This window comes from Mesorhizobium album (assembly GCF_033977205.1).
GTDB classification, from domain to species: Bacteria; Pseudomonadota; Alphaproteobacteria; order Rhizobiales; family Rhizobiaceae; genus Mesorhizobium; species Mesorhizobium album.
Genome location: NZ_JAVIIW010000077.1, coordinates 1 through 16,562 on the forward strand (window position 1 = coordinate 1; position 16,562 = coordinate 16,562).

17 protein-coding genes are annotated in these 16,562 nt (G+C 62.0%); 10 read left to right on the plus strand and 7 right to left on the minus strand.

The window, feature by feature from the left end:
- Positions 1–694: 694 nt before the first annotated feature.
- From RFN28_RS33205 to RFN28_RS33220, 4 genes are read right to left on the minus strand one after another with little or no spacing between them, the layout of a single operon-like run.
- Positions 695–868 carry a hypothetical protein gene (locus RFN28_RS33205; protein ID WP_320291375.1) on the minus strand — a complete coding sequence of 58 codons (174 nt, stop codon included), beginning with the start codon at positions 866–868 and terminating at the stop codon, positions 695–697.
- A 32-nt stretch (positions 869–900) separates the two neighbouring features.
- On the minus strand, positions 901–2,028 hold the full coding sequence (locus tag RFN28_RS33210; RefSeq protein ID WP_320291376.1) for a WD40 repeat domain-containing protein: 1,128 nt from the start codon (positions 2,026–2,028) through the stop codon (positions 901–903).
- Positions 2,025–2,369, minus strand: a complete 345-nt coding sequence (locus RFN28_RS33215; protein WP_320291377.1) for a hypothetical protein — start codon at positions 2,367–2,369, stop codon at positions 2,025–2,027. The genes RFN28_RS33210 and RFN28_RS33215 overlap by 4 nt, the downstream gene beginning before the upstream one ends.
- The gene (locus RFN28_RS33220) at positions 2,369–2,824 is read right to left on the minus strand and encodes a hypothetical protein (protein WP_320291379.1); all 456 of its coding nucleotides are present in this window, start codon (positions 2,822–2,824) and stop codon (positions 2,369–2,371) included. Before RFN28_RS33220 ends, RFN28_RS33215 begins: the two co-directional genes overlap by 1 nt.
- Positions 2,825–3,381: 557 nt before the next feature.
- On the opposite strand from RFN28_RS33220, the gene RFN28_RS33225 reads away from it, so the two are divergent.
- From RFN28_RS33225 to RFN28_RS33265, 9 genes are all read left to right on the plus strand, one after another.
- Complete coding sequence (locus RFN28_RS33225) at positions 3,382–5,055, plus strand: aromatic/alkene/methane monooxygenase hydroxylase/oxygenase subunit alpha (RefSeq protein WP_208648384.1); 1,674 nt, start codon at positions 3,382–3,384, stop codon at positions 5,053–5,055.
- 105 nt (positions 5,056–5,160) lie between these two features.
- Positions 5,161–6,219, plus strand: a complete 1,059-nt coding sequence (locus RFN28_RS33230) for an NADH:ubiquinone reductase (Na(+)-transporting) subunit F (RefSeq protein ID WP_320291381.1) — start codon at positions 5,161–5,163, stop codon at positions 6,217–6,219.
- 53 nt (positions 6,220–6,272) lie between these two features.
- Positions 6,273–7,331, plus strand: a complete 1,059-nt coding sequence (locus tag RFN28_RS33235) for an aromatic/alkene monooxygenase hydroxylase subunit beta (protein ID WP_320291382.1) — start codon at positions 6,273–6,275, stop codon at positions 7,329–7,331.
- 16 nt (positions 7,332–7,347) lie between these two features.
- Entirely contained in the window at positions 7,348–7,716 is a 369-nt protein-coding gene (locus tag RFN28_RS33240; RefSeq protein WP_320291383.1) for an MmoB/DmpM family protein, read from the plus strand.
- Between the two features lie 86 nt (positions 7,717–7,802).
- The gene (locus RFN28_RS33245; protein ID WP_320291384.1) at positions 7,803–8,825 is read left to right on the plus strand and encodes an amidohydrolase family protein; all 1,023 of its coding nucleotides are present in this window, start codon (positions 7,803–7,805) and stop codon (positions 8,823–8,825) included.
- 5 nt (positions 8,826–8,830) lie between these two features.
- Positions 8,831–9,628 carry an iron-sulfur cluster assembly protein gene (locus RFN28_RS33250; RefSeq protein ID WP_320291385.1) on the plus strand — a complete coding sequence of 266 codons (798 nt, stop codon included), beginning with the start codon at positions 8,831–8,833 and terminating at the stop codon, positions 9,626–9,628.
- Between the two features lie 76 nt (positions 9,629–9,704).
- Positions 9,705–11,336, plus strand: coding sequence for a molecular chaperone GroEL (locus RFN28_RS33255; RefSeq protein ID WP_320291387.1), 1,632 nt, complete (start codon positions 9,705–9,707; stop codon positions 11,334–11,336).
- 37 nt (positions 11,337–11,373) lie between these two features.
- The gene (locus tag RFN28_RS33260; RefSeq protein ID WP_320291388.1) at positions 11,374–12,417 is read left to right on the plus strand and encodes an NAD(P)-dependent alcohol dehydrogenase; all 1,044 of its coding nucleotides are present in this window, start codon (positions 11,374–11,376) and stop codon (positions 12,415–12,417) included.
- A 76-nt stretch (positions 12,418–12,493) separates the two neighbouring features.
- Entirely contained in the window at positions 12,494–13,183 is a 690-nt protein-coding gene (locus tag RFN28_RS33265; protein WP_320291390.1) for an aquaporin, read from the plus strand.
- A gap of 80 nt (positions 13,184–13,263) precedes the next feature.
- Here RFN28_RS33265 and RFN28_RS33270 read toward each other — a convergent pair whose 3' ends face one another.
- Both RFN28_RS33270 and RFN28_RS33275 read right to left on the minus strand, forming a co-directional pair.
- Positions 13,264–15,342, minus strand: a complete 2,079-nt coding sequence (locus RFN28_RS33270; RefSeq protein WP_320291391.1) for a sigma-54-dependent Fis family transcriptional regulator — start codon at positions 15,340–15,342, stop codon at positions 13,264–13,266.
- A 50-nt stretch (positions 15,343–15,392) separates the two neighbouring features.
- Positions 15,393–15,866, minus strand: a complete 474-nt coding sequence (locus tag RFN28_RS33275; RefSeq protein ID WP_320291392.1) for a hypothetical protein — start codon at positions 15,864–15,866, stop codon at positions 15,393–15,395.
- Between the two features lie 324 nt (positions 15,867–16,190).
- Between RFN28_RS33275 and RFN28_RS33280 the strand changes: the two genes are divergently transcribed.
- On the plus strand, positions 16,191–16,361 hold the full coding sequence (locus RFN28_RS33280) for a DUF736 family protein (protein ID WP_320291393.1): 171 nt from the start codon (positions 16,191–16,193) through the stop codon (positions 16,359–16,361).
- A gap of 128 nt (positions 16,362–16,489) precedes the next feature.
- Here RFN28_RS33280 and RFN28_RS34795 read toward each other — a convergent pair.
- On the minus strand, positions 16,490–16,562 hold a 73-nt coding region (locus tag RFN28_RS34795), incomplete at its 5' end, for a DUF736 family protein (protein ID WP_347349866.1).

Consider the following 16,562-nt stretch of genomic DNA (forward strand, 5'->3'; position numbering starts at 1 on the left):
CGCAAACGGACTCATCGAATGGATCTGAGGATTGCCCCGGAGGTACATGACAATGTCGATGTGAAGCCGTTTGCAGTTGACCTTCCCCATATAAGAGTTTCGGGCGCCGGCAGGCGTACGAAAGTCCCCGAGGAAGGAACCCGCGGGCCGGCATGCTGTGAGCTATGGGGATTTCGATTTTCGGTCGTTGCCGGGAACTGGCCTGGCGGTTGGCGGCATGCACGCAGACGAAGGGTTCACTGCTCACTGGACTTGTCCTGCGCCATTGAGCGGTCTGAAACGGAATGAGCGGCCCTCTTTCGCCAAGGCTTCGGAGGGCATCCTCGCGCTGAGAAGAATTCACTGGACTTGTCCTGGGAAGCGCGCAGCGCGAAGCAGGATGGCGGAGAGAGCGTCTCTCGATTTCTTACCTATCGTGCTGAAAATATTGAGTTTTTTATGATATTTGTTACACAGTTTGTTACGCAGCCACCCGGGTGACGATGCTGCGGGTTGTGGTCGCGCCAGAAGCGACGCTCGCAAAGCAGGTGCCTCTTGAGAGTGAGCGTCGCATCACTGTTCTTGTCGAGAGACAGATCGCTTTGATCTCGTCGACGGTCTGTCACGGTTCACCCGAATAGCCTTGCAGCCTATTGAAGCAAAACATTCGACGACCGCAGCCAGAGCGCGACTCGTGAAGGGCGACCGGTCTTGGTCAATTGGTCTTCAGCGTGCCGGCTCTGTTCTCGGCAATCCATCGAGCAGCCAACACCAGCGCACCCATGCTGAAATCCTTGCCGTGCTTCGCCACCATCTCTTCCGACAATTTGGCGAGCCGTTCGAAAAATTCGTCCTTGCTCTTTGCTTCGGCTGTGAGTTCGGTTTGCATTCAATCCTCCTGTTTTGTGCGGATCGCCGCTGCTATTTGAAAAGCAATGCCGGGAAGGTGATGATTGCAGCGGTGCCGTCCACCATGCCCGCAGCCAGGTGCTGCCCGTCGCCAGACCAGGCCAGCGCGGTGATCGCGCTGCCGGAAGGTTTCACGACAAGTTCGTCGCGCGATCCGATCGGGGCGATGGTGAGACGGCCATTGGCGTAACCGGCGGCAATGATTTTCCTCTCCGGGTGCGCTGCCACCGTCTCGACAGGAACCAGCCCGGGGCGACCTGTCTCAAGCGCCCCGGAAGCCGCGTCATGAAGCGGCGGGGCGGCCATCGACCAACCGGCGATACGGAAAGCGCCCGACGCAAACAGCGCATTCGCCGGCCGGCTCCAGCACACCGTCCGGACCGGCGAGGGAAATCCGCCGACGATGGCCGATTGACCATCTGCCGGACTGGCAAGGACAAAGCCTCCGGTCTCAAGTCCACATGCCAGCCATGAGCCGTCGCCGCTCCAGCGAAGCGACGTCAGGCCTGCCGGCATGGAAAAATCGCGCAGCGGCACGGGATCGCCGTCGACCGTCCGGATCGACACTCCATTGCCGGAATCGAAGGCAAGTCGTTTCCCGTCCGGCGAGAAGGCAACTGCTTGCGTCGATGAGGACGCTGCTTGCTGCAGCTTCACCATCTCGTCGTGGGCGCGCGACAGGAAGACGTCATGTCCATTGCTGATCGCCGTCGTAGCGGTCCCGTCGTTATGAGCGATGGCGACGATCGGCCCCTCGATGTTGATAGGTGTCTCCGTGACTTCCCCGTCCGCCGCCAGGTGCAGTGCCTGGCCGGTTGTCGTACCAATGAGAAAGCCGGAGCGAAGATAGCTCGTGAGCGGCACGTCGCCATCTCCCAGCGCTGACGTGGCGATCAGCGGAGCCGGGGGCTTCTGGCGTGGTCGGATCGTAGTTTGTCCGAGGTCGCCGCTTACCCTGATCCTCGATTCCGGCGGCTCCTGATCAGCCACCGGCCCGATGGCGACGCTTCCGTCCACGGATGTGAATGCGACGGCAGAGCCATCGGCGCTGAAACATACGGCGGCAACCGCCGCCGGTCGCTGCCAGCTTCGCGCCAGCAGGTCGAACGGGCTCAGGTTTTGGGTCGTTTGCTGGTTCACGGCTCTTCTCCATCACTGCCGATCGTTGCCTTCGCAAGCGCGCGGTCGACCTCTGCGATCTCGCTCTCGATCGCCACGATGCGTCCCTCGCCCTTCATGCATGCCTCCCTCGCTGCCGCGGCGTTCTCCTCAGCGTCATGCAATTCCTGCACCAGTTGGATGCTGGCGCCGGCTCTGCCGATTTCGAGCTGCAGGCGCAGCACGTCCATTTCGATGCCGGCAAGCTTTTGATTGAGCCGCAGTGCTTCGGCCGTGAGCGCCGAGGCGTCGGCGACAAGGGCCAACCGGCGAGTTGCCAGCGCGGTGAGAGCGGCGGTCTGTCTTTTCCCCGAGCCACCCATCACTGTTCCTCCGCGGGTTTTTCGAATGCCGACAACAAGCTTCGGAGACCATCGGCCTGCGAGTGAAACTGCTTTTCGGCGGTCTCGATATGGCTCTTCAACTGGTCCCAGATGTCGACGCGGATCATCGATGTCGTGTCGCCCGTAAGCCGCTCGATCTCGTCAATGCGAAACTGGCGCGACAGCGAAACGCCGGAAAACACGAAATCTCGCAGCAGGATCGCATGGCTCTCGATGAAGAGATGGATCATCGGATGCGTCTCCGCGGTCACGCCGCGGGCGGCAAGCTCGGCCCGGATGAAGTCCTGGAAGTGGCCCTGCAGGCGGTGCTGGCTCTCGCCCATGAAACGCATGACAAAAACCAGATCGCGCGGCATCAGTCTGACGAGTTCGGCGCTCACGTCGCCCGGCTGGTTGGGCTGAGGAAGGTCTGGGCTGTCGTTGTCGCTCGGCATCGTGTTTTCCCGGCATTGCCTTCCGCCCGCATCCTGCCGTCAAATAATGTATGAAATGATCGAAATGAATAGAGGTTGATTATTTATTTATATCGCAATTGCTAACAGTATATATCGCAGTGCAAAGAATTCGGACAAATATTACATATGTAATATACAACTGTAAAATATCTTTACAGTTATTAGGATGTTGCTGGGTGGAACGGGCTTAGGTCTCGGCCCAGGCCTTGGTCAAGGGCCTCAATTTCAACTTGGCACGGCGTTTGCTTCACCATTGGCATAAGAAGCCCATCGTGCTCTGACGCGGTGCCAAAAGAACGAAGGACCGGAGGAAGCAGCAGGATACGCTTCGATACGCCCATCGCGGAATGCGATCGGCGTGTCGAAACTCCCGCAGGCCCCCGAATACCTTTGCCGCGATCCACTTGAATGGCCGGACCCTGTGTCGCGCCTGAAGGCGCAACCCTTTGTCGTGCCGTTCGCCAACTCACCGGCGGCATTTGTGTGCCGTCCCATGCCTGGATCGAGGGATCCGGGCCTCAACCTGGTGGAGGCTTATGACGATGTCGTCGTTGACACTTAACAAGATTACCTCGCAGCGCGGTATTTCCGTGGGCGAGGCGACCAAGAAGATTTCCGACCTCGGTTGGAACCCGACCTATGTCCAGGAAGCGATGACGTTTCCGACCGACTACAAGATCGCCAAGGCGCCGCGCGATCCGATGAAGCAGGTGCTGCGCTCCTATTTCCCCATGCAGGAGGAAAAGGACAATCGCGTCTACGGTGCGCTCGATGCCGCCCTTCGCGGCGATATGTTCCGCAATGTCGAGCCGCGCTGGGTGGAGTGGATGAAGCTCTTCCTCGCCATCATTCCCTTCCCGGAAATTTCCGCCGCCCGCTCGATGGCGATGGTGGCGCGGCTGGCGCCTGGCGAGGACCTCAGGACCGGCTTCACCATGCAGATGGTCGACGAGTTCCGCCACTCGACCATCCAGATGAACCTGAAGAAGTGGTACATGGAGAACTACATCGACCCGGCAGGGTTCGATATCACCGAGGAAGCCTTCGGCAAGTGCTACGCGACCACGATCGGCCGCCAGTTCGGCGAAGGCTTCATCACCGGCGACACGATGACGGCTGCCTGCATGTACCTGACCGTCGTCGCCGAGACCGCGTTCACCAACACGCTTTTCGTCGCCATGCCCTCGGAAGCCGCGCGCAACGGTGACTACGCGCTGCCGACCGTGTTCCTGTCGGTGCAGTCGGACGAGAGCCGCCACATCGGCAACGGCCACTCGCTGCTGATGGCCGCCCTGAAGGAGCCGGAGAACCACCTGCTCTTGGAGCGCGACCTGCGCTATGCTTTCTGGCAGAACCACGCCATCGTCGACGCCGCCATCGGCACCTTCATCGAATACGGCACCACCAACCGCGACAAGAACAAGGAATCCTACGCGGAGATGTGGCACCGCTGGATCTACGAAGACTATTATCGCACCTATATGCTGCCGCTCGAGAAGTACGGCATCAAGGTCCATCACGACGACGTCCAGGCCGCCTGGGAGCGCATCACCAAGAAGAACTACGTCCACAAGGTCGGCCAGTTCTTCGCCGTCGGCTGGCCGGTCAACTTTTGGCGCATCGAGGCGCAGACCGACAAGGACTTCGAGTGGTTCGAGCACAAATATCCGGGCTGGTACGCCGAGTTCGGCGACTTCTGGAAATGGTACGCCAAGCTCAGCCATAAGGGCGAGAAGGTGCTGCTGTTCAACAGCGATGTCGGCTACGTCTATCCGCACCGCTGCTGGTCCTGCCTGGTGCCTTGCCTGATCCGCGAGGACATGGTGGTCGACGAGATCGACGGGCAGCTGCACACCTTCGCCCATGAGCTCGACCGCTGGACCGCCGTCGAAGCCTTCGCCGACGAGTATCAGGGCCGTCCGACGCCCGCGATGGGCCGCTTCAGCGGCAAGCGCGAATGGGAGACGCTCTATGACGGCTGGGATCTCGCCGACGCGATCAAGGATCTCAACTTCGTCCGTTCCGACGGCAAGACGCTGATCCCGCAGCCGCATCTGCGCTTCGGCGCCGACGAGCAGTGGACGCTCGACGACGTGCGCGGCAACGTCCTCGGATCGCCGCTTAAGGCGCTTCGCGGCATGTCGCCGGCGGACCGCGAGAAGCACCTGGCCGAGTATCGGGCGGGCTTCACCATCACGCCGTTCAACTGACCATCCGTGCGCGGGGGGCCGGGTCCCCGACCCCCCGCTCCATCCAGAGGAAGGCCACTTCCCGCCCGCAAGGGCGGGGAACGGAGAGGAATTGGGAGGTTATCGATGACTGGTGCTCACACGGTGCGCCTGGAGCCGGTCGGCGTCGAGTTCGAGGTCGAAAACGGCGAAACGGTCCTGAACGCGGCATTCCGCCAGGGTATCGCGCTGCCGCATGGCTGCAAGGAAGGGCAATGCTCGGCTTGCAAATGCGTGCTGCTCGAAGGCGAAGTCGACATGCTGAAATACTCGACCTTCGCGCTCAACGACATGGAAAAGGAGAGCGGCCACGTCCTGTTGTGCCGGTCGATCGCCTATTCCGACATGCAGGTCGAGCTCCTCAACTACGACGAGGAGGTTCTGGCGAAATCGATCGCGGTGAAGACGTTCAAGGGCCGCATCTCGAAGTTCGAGCATCTGACCCACGACATCCGCGGCATCGAGATCGAACTCGGCTCGCCGATAAAATTCTGGGCTGGGCAATATGTCGACATCACAGTCACCACGCAAAAAGGGGAGACGATTACGCGCTCGTTCTCCATGGCAAATACGCCGGACCAAACCCAAAAGCTCTCCTTCATCATCAAGAAGTATCCCGAAGGAAAATTCTCCGGAGAACTCGATTCCGGAGGCATCCGTGTCGGAGCCGAGGTCACCGTCGTCGGACCCTATGGAACCTGTTTCCGACGGGAAGAGCGGCAAGGTCCCCTGATCCTGGTCGGCGCCGGATCCGGCATGTCGCCGGTCTGGTCGATCCTCAACGATCACCTGAAGAGCGGCGAAAAGCGGGACATCTATTTCTTCTATGGCGCACGCACGCCCAGCGACCTGTTCTATCTCGACAGGATCGCCGAGCTCGCCGGCCGGCACCCGGAGTTGAACTTCATCCCCGTTCTTTCGCACGTCAACGGCGAGGCCTGGGATGGCGAGCGCGGCTTCGTGCACCAGAGCGTCGACGCCAAGCTCAAGCAGCTTGCGGTCGACGGACAGGGCGACGTCTATGCCTGCGGTCCGCCGCCGATGATCGACGCGCTGCAGCCCGTCCTGTTCATGAACGGCTTCGAGACCGAACGCATCTTCTTCGACAGGTTCACCACATCGTCCAACGCCGCCCCGGCCCATTGAGGCGGGTCGGAGCCGACGACTTTAGAGCAACTGCAACAAAGGGAGTGAAGACAATGGTAGCAACGTCGAGTTCAGTAGGATCGGGAGCCGCGGGAGCCGCGGTGTTCGCCGATTCGGACAGCCGCAGGTACCGGTATTTCGATCCGAAAGGTCAGCGCGCCACCCACTACGAGGATGTCACGGTCGACGTGCAGCCCGATCCCGAGCGCTACCTGATCCAGGACTGGATCATCAACTTCCCGGACGGCAAAGGCGCCTACGTCAAGGACAACACGGCTGCCAAGAGCTCGAACTGGCACGCGTTCCGCGCTCCCGACCAGGAATGGGAACGCACGCATTACCAGCGCCAGTCGAAGATCGAGACGATGGTTCAAAGCGTCATCACCAACGCCCGCCGGGCCGGCGCTCCGAAGACGTTCGACAAGGTCTGGGCCAAGCTCCTGCAGGCGCATCTCGGGGCGTGGAAGCATGCCGAGTTTGGCCTGGGCACGTCGCTCATGCAGGCGCAGCGCTACGGCTACACGCAGATGATCAACAATGCGACGCTGACCAACTCCTCCTACAAGCTGAGGCTCGCCCAGGACATCACGCTCTATCTGGCCGAGATCGGCATGGACATCGCCGGCTGGGACGACGAGCTCGGCAAGAAGCATTGGCTCGAGGACGGCGTGTGGCAGGGCACCCGCGAGGCGGTCGAGACCATCATGGGCACGGCCGACTATCTCGAGCAGTACTTCGCCATCAACATCGTGTTCGAGCCGCTGGTCGGCGAATTGTTCCGCTCCGGCTTCCTCATGCAGGCGGCTGCGGCCAACCACGATTTCATCACGCCGCCGGTGATTTCGGCGGCTGAAGCCGACTACGAGCGCAATCTCGCCAACACCATCGACCTGATCTACCTGCTCGCCCACGACGAGAAGCATGGAGCGGCGAACAGGAAGCTGTTCCAGGGCTGGGTGAACAAGCACGGCGCGCTCGCCGACAAGGCAGCCACCGGCCTGCAGCCGATCTGGTCGATGCCGCATTCCAAGCCGGTTTCCTTCACCGACGTTCGCGCCCAATCCGAGGAACGGATCGGCCGGATCCTCGGCGAACTCGGCCTCAAGCGCTGAACAGGGAGAGAAGATCATGTCAGTAGCAGCACGCGACGCCTCGCAGTCCAACATCTTCAAGTCGATGAAGGACATCACCTTCGAGCAGACGATTTCGCACCAGTGCGGCGTCACCATGAACGACTCGGTCGAGGCCCGCGCCATCGCCGAATTCATGGGCAAGAAACCGGGGGTCATCGTCACCTATCAGCCGGCCATGATCCGCATCGACGTCAACGGCAAGCTGATCTTCAAGATGGACGAGATCAGCGAATATCTCGGCCGCGACATGACCGCGGAGATCTTCGAGGTCAACACCTCCACCCACTACGGCCGCATGGTGCGCATCGACGACAACACCGTGATCCTGTTCGGCAACATGGACGAGGTCTTCGAGTACATCTGAGAAAGCCGGGCGCGCCGCCTTGGCGCGGCGCGCCGGCCCCCATCAACACGACGCCCCATCAACAAGGCGACTGCGGAGGCAAGAAAATGTATAGGACACCTGAAGGCAAGGACATCTTCGTGGTCGACGGCCACACCCATTTCTGGGACGGCAGCCCGGAAAACCAGAAGAACATCCACGGCAAGCAGTTCATCGACTGCTTCTATGCCTATCACACCGGGCTCAGCCCGAAAGAGCAGCTCTGGGAGAAGGGCAAGTTCGAAAAATACAGCGCCGACGATCTCTACCGCGATCTGTTCATCGACGGTCCCGACGACGTGGCGATCGTCCAGTCGACCTACCTGAAGGATTTCTACAAGAACGGCTTCAACACGATCGAGCGCAACGCGGAGGTGGCCAAACGCTATCCGGAGCGCTTCATCGTCAACGGCGCCTTCGATCCGCGCGATGGCGAGAAAGCGCTGGAATACATCCATTTCATGAAGGAGACCTATGACATCAAGGGCGTGAAGATGTACACGGCCGAGTGGAATGGCGCCTCCAAGGGCTGGAGGCTCACCGATCCTGATGCCTACAGGTGCTTCGAGCTGTGCGACAAGCTCGGCATCAGGAACATCCACGTCCACAAGGGTCCGACGATCATCCCGCTCAGCAAGGATGCCTTCGACGTGCATGATGTCGACCATGCGGCGACGGATTTCCAGGGCCTCAACTGGATCGTCGAGCATTGCGGGCTGCCGCGCCTCGACGATTTCTGCTGGATCGCGACGCAGGAAACCAACGTCTATGGCGGCCTGGCGGTGGCGCTTCCCTTCATCCACTCGCGCCCGCGCTACTTTGCCGAAGTCATTGCCGAGCTGCTGTTCTGGATCGGACCGGAGAAGATCCTGTTCGGCTCCGACTACGCGATCTGGACGCCGCGCTGGCTGGTCGAGCGCTTCTGGGCCTTCGAGCTGCCGGAAGACATCAGGAAGGAGCGGGGCGTCGATCTCAGCCTTGAGACCAAGGAGAAGATCCTCGGCCTGAACGCCGCGCGCCTCTACAACATCGACATCGAAGCCAAGAAGAAGGCGCTCGCAAGCTCGCCCTTCAGCATCGCGGCGGAGTAGGGGCCATGGCAACCGCCAGCGTTTCCGGCAGCCGCGAGAAGGAGCTCTGGCGGCGCCTTGGTGAGGTCAACGACCCGGAACTCGACGAACCCATCACCGAGATGGGCTTCGTCGAGCGGGCCGAGGTGAAGGGTGACGGCAGCGTGGAGGTCGATTTCCGCCTGCCGACCTACTGGTGCTCGCCCAACTTCGCCTTCCTCATGCTCGACGGTGTGCGTAGTGCGCTCGACCGGCTCTCCTGGTCACCGGCCTATGGCGTCAAACTGCACGACCATATGTTCGCCGACGAGGTCAATCGCGGCATCGAGGCCGGCAAGACATTCGGCGACATATTCGCTGGGCTGGCCGCGGATACGGATCTCGGCGCCGTGCGTGAAACCTTCAGGATGAAGGCATTCAAACGGCGCCAGGAAGCGGTTTTGCGCGGCCTGCGGCAACACGGCCTGACGGACCGGGAAATCGTCGGAATGGACCTGCCGGCCTACGACGTCGCGCGGTTCGAACCGGGCGAAGCCGCCAAACAGAAGCCCAGGTACAGGGCAGCTCTGCTTGAGCGCTTTCCCGACCGCAGGGCGGATGGTCCTGTCTTCGTGACATGGGAAGGGCGGCACATACCGGCCGATGCGCTCGGCGCCTATCTCGCCGAACTGCGTGCCGTGCGCATCAACATGGAGTTCAACGGCGCGCTTTGCCGTGGGCTCAAGCAGGCAAGATACAAGGAACTGGACGTGGTCGACGGCGAACCGACGCTGGTCGATTTCATCATGGACCGCGTGCCGGCGCGAAGCGCGCCGGTCACCTAAGCAGAAACGAAAGCAACGGCCTCCCTCGCACGAGGCCCCTAACCAACAACCCGCCCGTAAGGCGGAAGGAGGAATCATGCCCAAAATAATGCTGCACAATTCAGAGGCCCGTCGTGCTCTTGCCCGAGGCGTCTTCAGGCTGGCGACGGCCGTCGAGCCGACGCTCGGGCCCAAAGGCATGAATGCCATGATCGACCGGCCGATCGGCACGCCGATGGTGACGCGCGACGGCGTCAGCATCGCGTCGGAGATCGAACTCCACGATCGCTTCGAGAACATGGGCGCGCAGGTGGTCCGCGAAGTGTCGATGCAGACGAACGAAGTGGCGGGCGACGGCACGACGACTGCCATCGTGCTGGCAAACGCGCTGATCCAGGGCGGTATCGAAGCGAATGAGCGCGGCGCCAAGTCGGTTGATCTTTGCAAGGGCATCAACCTTGCCGTGGCCAAGGTGGTAGCTGCCCTCAAGGCCTCGGCCAAACCCGCAAAGGGCAACGGCATCCTGGCCGCGGTCGCCAACATCGCAGCGACCGATGCCGGGCTTGGCGCGCTGGTGGCCGAAGCCCATCAGCGCGTCGGGGCGGAAGGTGTTATCACCACCGACTTCAGCGTCACCACCGAGACCACCCTCGACGTGGTCGAGGGCATGTCCTTCGACCGCGGCTACCTCTCGCATCACATGGTTACCGACCAGGAGAAGATGGAGGCCGTCCTGGAGCGGCCGTACATCCTGATGACCGATCTCAAGATCAAGGAACCGAAGGCGCTCGAGACCGCGCGCCGCATCGCCGACGAGGCCGGGCGGCCGCTGTTGATCGTGTCCGAGGAAGTGTCGCCCGAAGTCGTGGTCACGCTGCTCGGCAAGCAGGGGCCTGGTAAATACCTCGTCGTCCATCCGCCGGAATACGGCCATTGGCGCAAGGCAATGATGGAGGATCTGGCGATCATCACCGGCGGCAAGGTGATCGCCCGCGATCTCGGCGGCCGGCTTGAGGACGTCACCGCTGAAGATCTCGGAACCGCCGACCGGGTAAAGACCAGCTCGTCCTACACCTCGATCATCCGCGGCGGCGGCGACCATGACGCGATCGCCTCGCGGCGCGCCCAGGTGCAGCGGCAGTATGAAGCCGCGCCGCCGAACATCGAGCAGGACAAGCTGCGCGAGCGCCTGGCCAAGCTCTCTGGCGGCACCGCCATCCTCTATGCCGGCGGCGTCACGCCGGTCGAGCAGAAGCGGACCATCCAGCTGATCGAGGATTCGCTGAATGCGGTGCGCGCGGCTTCCGAGGAGGGCGTGGTCGCTGGCGGCGGTTCCGCGCTTGCCCAGATCGCGCCGCTGCTCGACAAGGTGGCGACCGGTGTCGAGGGCGACGTCGCCGAAGGCGTGCGCCTGGTCCGCTCGGTGCTGACACGGCCACTATGGCGCATCGCCGCCAATGCTGGCGCCGATCCCGAGGCCGTGGTGGCCGAAGTGACGCGTATCAACGGTGGCTACGGCTACAACGCATCCGCCGGCAATTACCAGAACATGTTCGAAGCCGGGATCATCGACCCTGTTCGCGTCACCTATACGGCGCTCGCCAATGCGGCTTCGGTCGCGACGCTGATCCTGACCACCGAAACGCTGATCGGCGATCTGGCCGAGGATGAGGATCCGACGGCTGGAGCGGCTCGTGGCGGCGGCTCTGAAAAGCTCGGTCGCGCCTGAGCAATCCGAACAATCCCACGCTTGAAAGGATACGACGATGAAAGCTGCCAGACTGTACGAATACGATCCGCATATGAATGTCCAGCTGAAGATCGAGGAGGTCAAGGCGCCAACGATCACCGCCCCCGACGAGGTGATCGTGCGGGTCGGCGCCGCCGGCCTCTGCCGCACCGACCTGCACATCATCGAAGGCGTATGGAAGCCGACAATGGACCCCGAGGGCACGCTGCTGCCTTACATCATGGGTCATGAGAATGCCGGCTGGGTCGAGGAGGTCGGCAGCGGCGTCAGGTCGGTCAAGCGCGGCGATGCCGTGATCTGCCATCCGTTCCGCTCCTGCGGCATATGCCTCAACTGCCGGCACGGCGAGGATATGTACTGCGATAACGGACAGTTCCCAGGCCTGGGCATGAATGGCGGCTTCGCTGAATACTTCATCACCAGCGAGCGCTCGCTGATCAAGCTGAATGCCAATGTCACGCCAATCGAAGTGGCGCCGCTGGCCGATGCCGGCATCACCGCCTACCGGGCAGCCAAACGAGCGGCGAAGCTTTTACGGCCGGGCAGTTACTGCGTCCTGCTCGGCATCGGTGGCCTCGGCCACATCGCGCTGCAATCGCTGCATGCGATTTCGGGTTGCCGGATCATCGCAGTCGATCGCGAGCCGGCGGCGCGCGTACTGGCCAAGGATCTTGGCGCCGATTTCGTCCTCGACGGCGGGCAGAACGTGGTCGAGGAGGTGAAGGCGATCACCGGCGGCGGCGCCCACGTGGTCATCGATTTCGTCGGCGAGCTCGGCGTCGAGAACATCTGCTGGAAGATGGTGCGCAAGGGCGGCCAGTTGTTCGTCGTCGGCTATGGCGGCTCGGTCAACGTGCCGACCGCGCACCTGGTCATCGAGGAGATCAACATCGGCGGCAGCCTGGTCGGCAATTTCACCGAGCTTGTCGAGCTGATGGAGCTCAACGCCGACGGCAAGGTGAAGATGCATTACACCGAGTACAACCTCGCCAGCATCAACACCGCCCTCGACGACTTCAAGAACCGGCGGTTCACCGGCCGCGGCGTCATTGTTCCCTGAAAAACCTCTGGGCCGAATGCCGTGCGGAAAAGGTGCGGTCCTGTAGTCCAGACAGTCGCAATATGGAGAGGAAAAAATGAACAAGTACATCTGTGAATTCGTCGGAACCTTCGCGCTGGTCTTCTTCGGCTGCGCGACCGTTCTGTTCATGCGTTCCGAGGTTGGACTGCTCGGCGTCGCAATGGCCTTCGGCCTGTCGGTGATTGCGATGGCCTATTCGATCGGACCGATCTCGGGCGCGCATCTCAATCCGGCGGTGAGCCTGGGCGTTTTTGTATCCGGTCGGATGAAATCCGGCGATTTGATTGGCTATGTCGTTGCGCAATGTGTGGGGGCGATCGTTGCATCTGCGGTCCTCTACGTGATCGTGGAAGGGAAGGGCGGCGGCTACGACGTCGCCGCGAACGGTTTTGCCCAGAACGGCTGGTCGGCCTATTCGGCGACTTCGGCGTTCCTGTTCGAAGCAGTCGCCACCTTCCTGTTTCTGGTTGTCATCCTTCGTGCGACTGCCGAAGGCGGCGCCGGGCCCCTGGCAGGCCTTGCGATCGGGCTCACGCTGGTCATGATTCACCTCGCCGGCATCGCTGTTTCCGGGTCGTCGGTCAATCCGGCTCGCTCGCTGGGCCCAGCCCTGTTCGCCGGTGGGGCGGCGCTGTCGCAACTCTGGCTGTATATCGTCGCGCCTTGCCTCGGTGCCGCCGCGGCCGGACTGGCGCTGCGCGTTGGCGTGATCGGCTCCGGCGAACCGGCTCCGCAGCCTGCCTGATCGGCGGTCGATCCGCCGCTTTCTGTTGGCTGAATCCCCGAAACCCGTGGCGAATGCCACGGGTTTCTTTTTTGCGCTGCTCAGACGAACCCGCGCCGGATGCCGTATTGCTCAAGTTTGCGGTAGAGCGTTGGCCGCGAAATGCCCAGTCTCTGGGCGACCTTGCTCAGATTGCCGTTCTCCGCAGCAAGCGCGTTCCTGATCGCCTGGCGCTCGCCATCCTCGAATGTGCACACCGGCGCCTCGAGCATGGCCGCGGGATTGTCGTTGTGCGAGGTCGAGCTGTTGCGATTGGCGACGGTGATTTCCCACGGGAGATCCTGGAGGCCGATGGTGCCGTTGCTCGCCAGGATATGCAGGCGCTCCATCAGGTTCTTCAGCTCGCGCACGTTGCCTGGCCAGCGATAGGCAAGCAGCGCGTCGAGTGCGTCGTTTGAAAATTCCAGCGGGTCGTTGCCGGTCTTGCCAGCAATCTGGCGATTGAAATGCTCGACCAGCAACAGCACGTCCTCGCCACGCTCGCGTAGAGCGGGGACGCGTATCGAGACGGCGCCGATGCGGTAATAGAGGTCGCTGCGGAAGCGCCCGGCCGCGACTTCCTGCTTGAGATCGCGATTGGTCGAGGCGACCAGCCGGACGTCCACCGGCCGCCCCCTGCTGTCGCCGATGCGGTGAACGACACGCTCTTCCAGCACGCGCAACAGGAACGGCTGGATCTCGAGCGGCAACTCACCGATTTCGTCGAGGCTGAGCACGCCGCCATTGGCCTGCTCGAAAACGCCCGCCTTGCCTTCACGCGAGGCGCCGGTAAAGGCGCCAGCCACGTGGCCGAACAGCTCGCTGCCGAACAGCTCCTTGGTGATGGCGCCGCAATTCAACGCGACGAACGGGTCGTTGTCCGTACGCCGACTGCCGGCATGGACAAGCCGCGCGAACAGTTCCTTGCCGACGCCGGTTTCGCCTTCTATCAGCAGCGATGTCACGCCCCTCGACCGAGCCACGCGGGAGGCGACATCGATGGCGGCCAGCAGCTTCTCGCTCTCGCCGACGATCATCGACGTTGCTGCCTGCAACGGGTTGTTTGTCTCCCGGCTGATCACCGCCACACCCGAAACCACCGGCGCGGCGGGGAACACCAGAGCCGCGCCGCTGAGATTCCCGTCCAGTTTCAGTGGCGTAATGTGGCAGGACCGCAGATGCGCCGGGAGTGCCTTGGCCAGATCGCTGTCCGAGCCGGACGCCGGCAGGTTCATGAGCCAACGACCGCGACCCGGCTCGATCGGCCCATCCGTCATCTCGGTGGTCTCGCCATTGGGCACGTTGTTGCAGAAGATCGCTCGGCCACGGTGATCGACGATCACCAGACCGTCCTTGCCGCGATAACCGGGCGCCGACGAAATGAAGGCTTCGAGCAAGCGGGTGCGCTGTTCCTGCTGCTGCTCGGCCAATGCCTTTTCAATCTGCCTGGCAGTGGCGGCGACAAGTGCGGTGTTGTGGGGCCGGAAGATCGGCGAATAGCCTGACAGGTCAACCACACCGATGATCTTTCCATCCAACGGGTCGCGGATCGGCGCGCCGGCGCAGGTCCAGCCTTTGATGCCAGCGCAGAAATGCTCGGCCGCGTGGACGAAGATCGGTTCGCCGGTCCAGAGCGCGGTGCCGATCCCGTTGGTCCCGACAGCGCCCTCATTCCATTTGCCGCCGATGGCTAGATGAATGTCCATACCATCATGCAGGGTCTTCTTGTCGCCGATGGCTTCGATCAGCACGCCGTCGCTGTCGGCGAGCACCAGCATCGCTCCGGTCCCTTCCAGCAACGGGCCAAGGGAGGCAAATGGTCTCCGCGCCGCCGCAAGCAGCTCTGCGTTGGCGCGCGTGAGATATTCGATCTCGTCGCGATTGCTGTTGAGGGGCGCCTCGACGCCCTGCGCGTTGATGCCGCCAGTGGCGCTGCGATACCAGGAATCGTGGATCAGCGAGCGGACCTGGACCGGATCGCGCGCGCATTTCGGCGCGTCGGACAGAAAGTTTTCCCAGGCACGCATGGTGGCGCGCTCGTCATAGTCGGCGGTGTCCAATACCAGGTGTCTGGCGCCCATCGGCGCGCGCGCAGGAAGAGCACCGGTCTTCATCTGGTTGGTATCGATCCCGCGTTTCATTCAGTCATCACAGAACCTTTGGGGGCACGGTATTTCTGTATGCTGTCGGGCTAGGCGATGCCGAGTTTCACTCCGATGTCGACGGCAAGCTGTTCTTCGTTGTAGGTGGCGGTGAGCTGGGATCCGTCCAGGCTGGCAAGCGCCTGTGCGACGGTTTCATCGACTGGCGAGAAGAAGCCATTCTGTTTCGTTGCCAGGACAAAGACCTGTGCGCCGCCTCGGTTCCGGATATCGCCGATGTGGTGGAGTTGGCGGCCAGTATTGCGGTCCACCGAGACTACCCGGCCATTGATGCTGACGCGGATGGATGGGTCCGCCTCGGCGGCGACTGGCGAGCCACCGCCAACATGGATGATCAGTCCTTCGGCTTTCGGTTTCTGGCGCGGTTTCCTGGACGTCGAATAACCGCCGCCGCTGATCTGGTCGGCAAGGCGCACAATCGTCGAGCGGTTCTGTTCGATCAGTCGCTTGACCTGAACGTCCTCGCGCCTCGGGTCATCCCGCTTGGAGATGATTTCGACCATGAATCCTCCCAGATCCACCCCGCCGCTTCGTGTCGGGGTCGCGTCTTCTTTTCTGACCCTACACGACCTCGGTGAGGTTCGCCATTCGTTCGTTGGCTAGCACAAAAAATTGTGCAGCTGGTAGCAGGTGGCTGCTACAGACCTCTGCTGACGAACTGATCGACCTCAGAACCAAGGTGCGAATGGCCGCTTCAAGTCATGGTCACGACAGCGCCCCAGCCAACCCGAATGTCAGCTTTTTGATTTTTCGCTCCCAAAAGTTGCCGGACTGCTCTCATGATGTAGTGGTACGGCCCGGCGCCTCTCGACCGCTATCGAGGCCGCATGGGGCGGTTTGCTATGGCTCAGATCGGCACCTTCACCCGCGACGAGAACGGTGCCGGCACGATCAAGACCCTCACCCTCAACGTTAAGGCCACCATCAAGTCCTGCGACCGCGACAACGACAAGGCGCCCGACTACCGAGTCACCGCCAACGGCGTCGATTATGCGTAGCGTGGGATTATGCGGAGTCGCGTGCTGGAGGGTCCGGTTTTCCGGGCTTTCGTCGTTGTTTTCGCTCCGCATAATAACGGGCTGATGTGCGCGGCGCCCCGTTGTGGTGTGAGGCGCCGCGATGTCGGTCAGCGTGACCAGATCAGCGCATACTTGCCATCGTCGCCTTCGAAGAGGTTGGCGTAGATGGGTGCGCTGAAG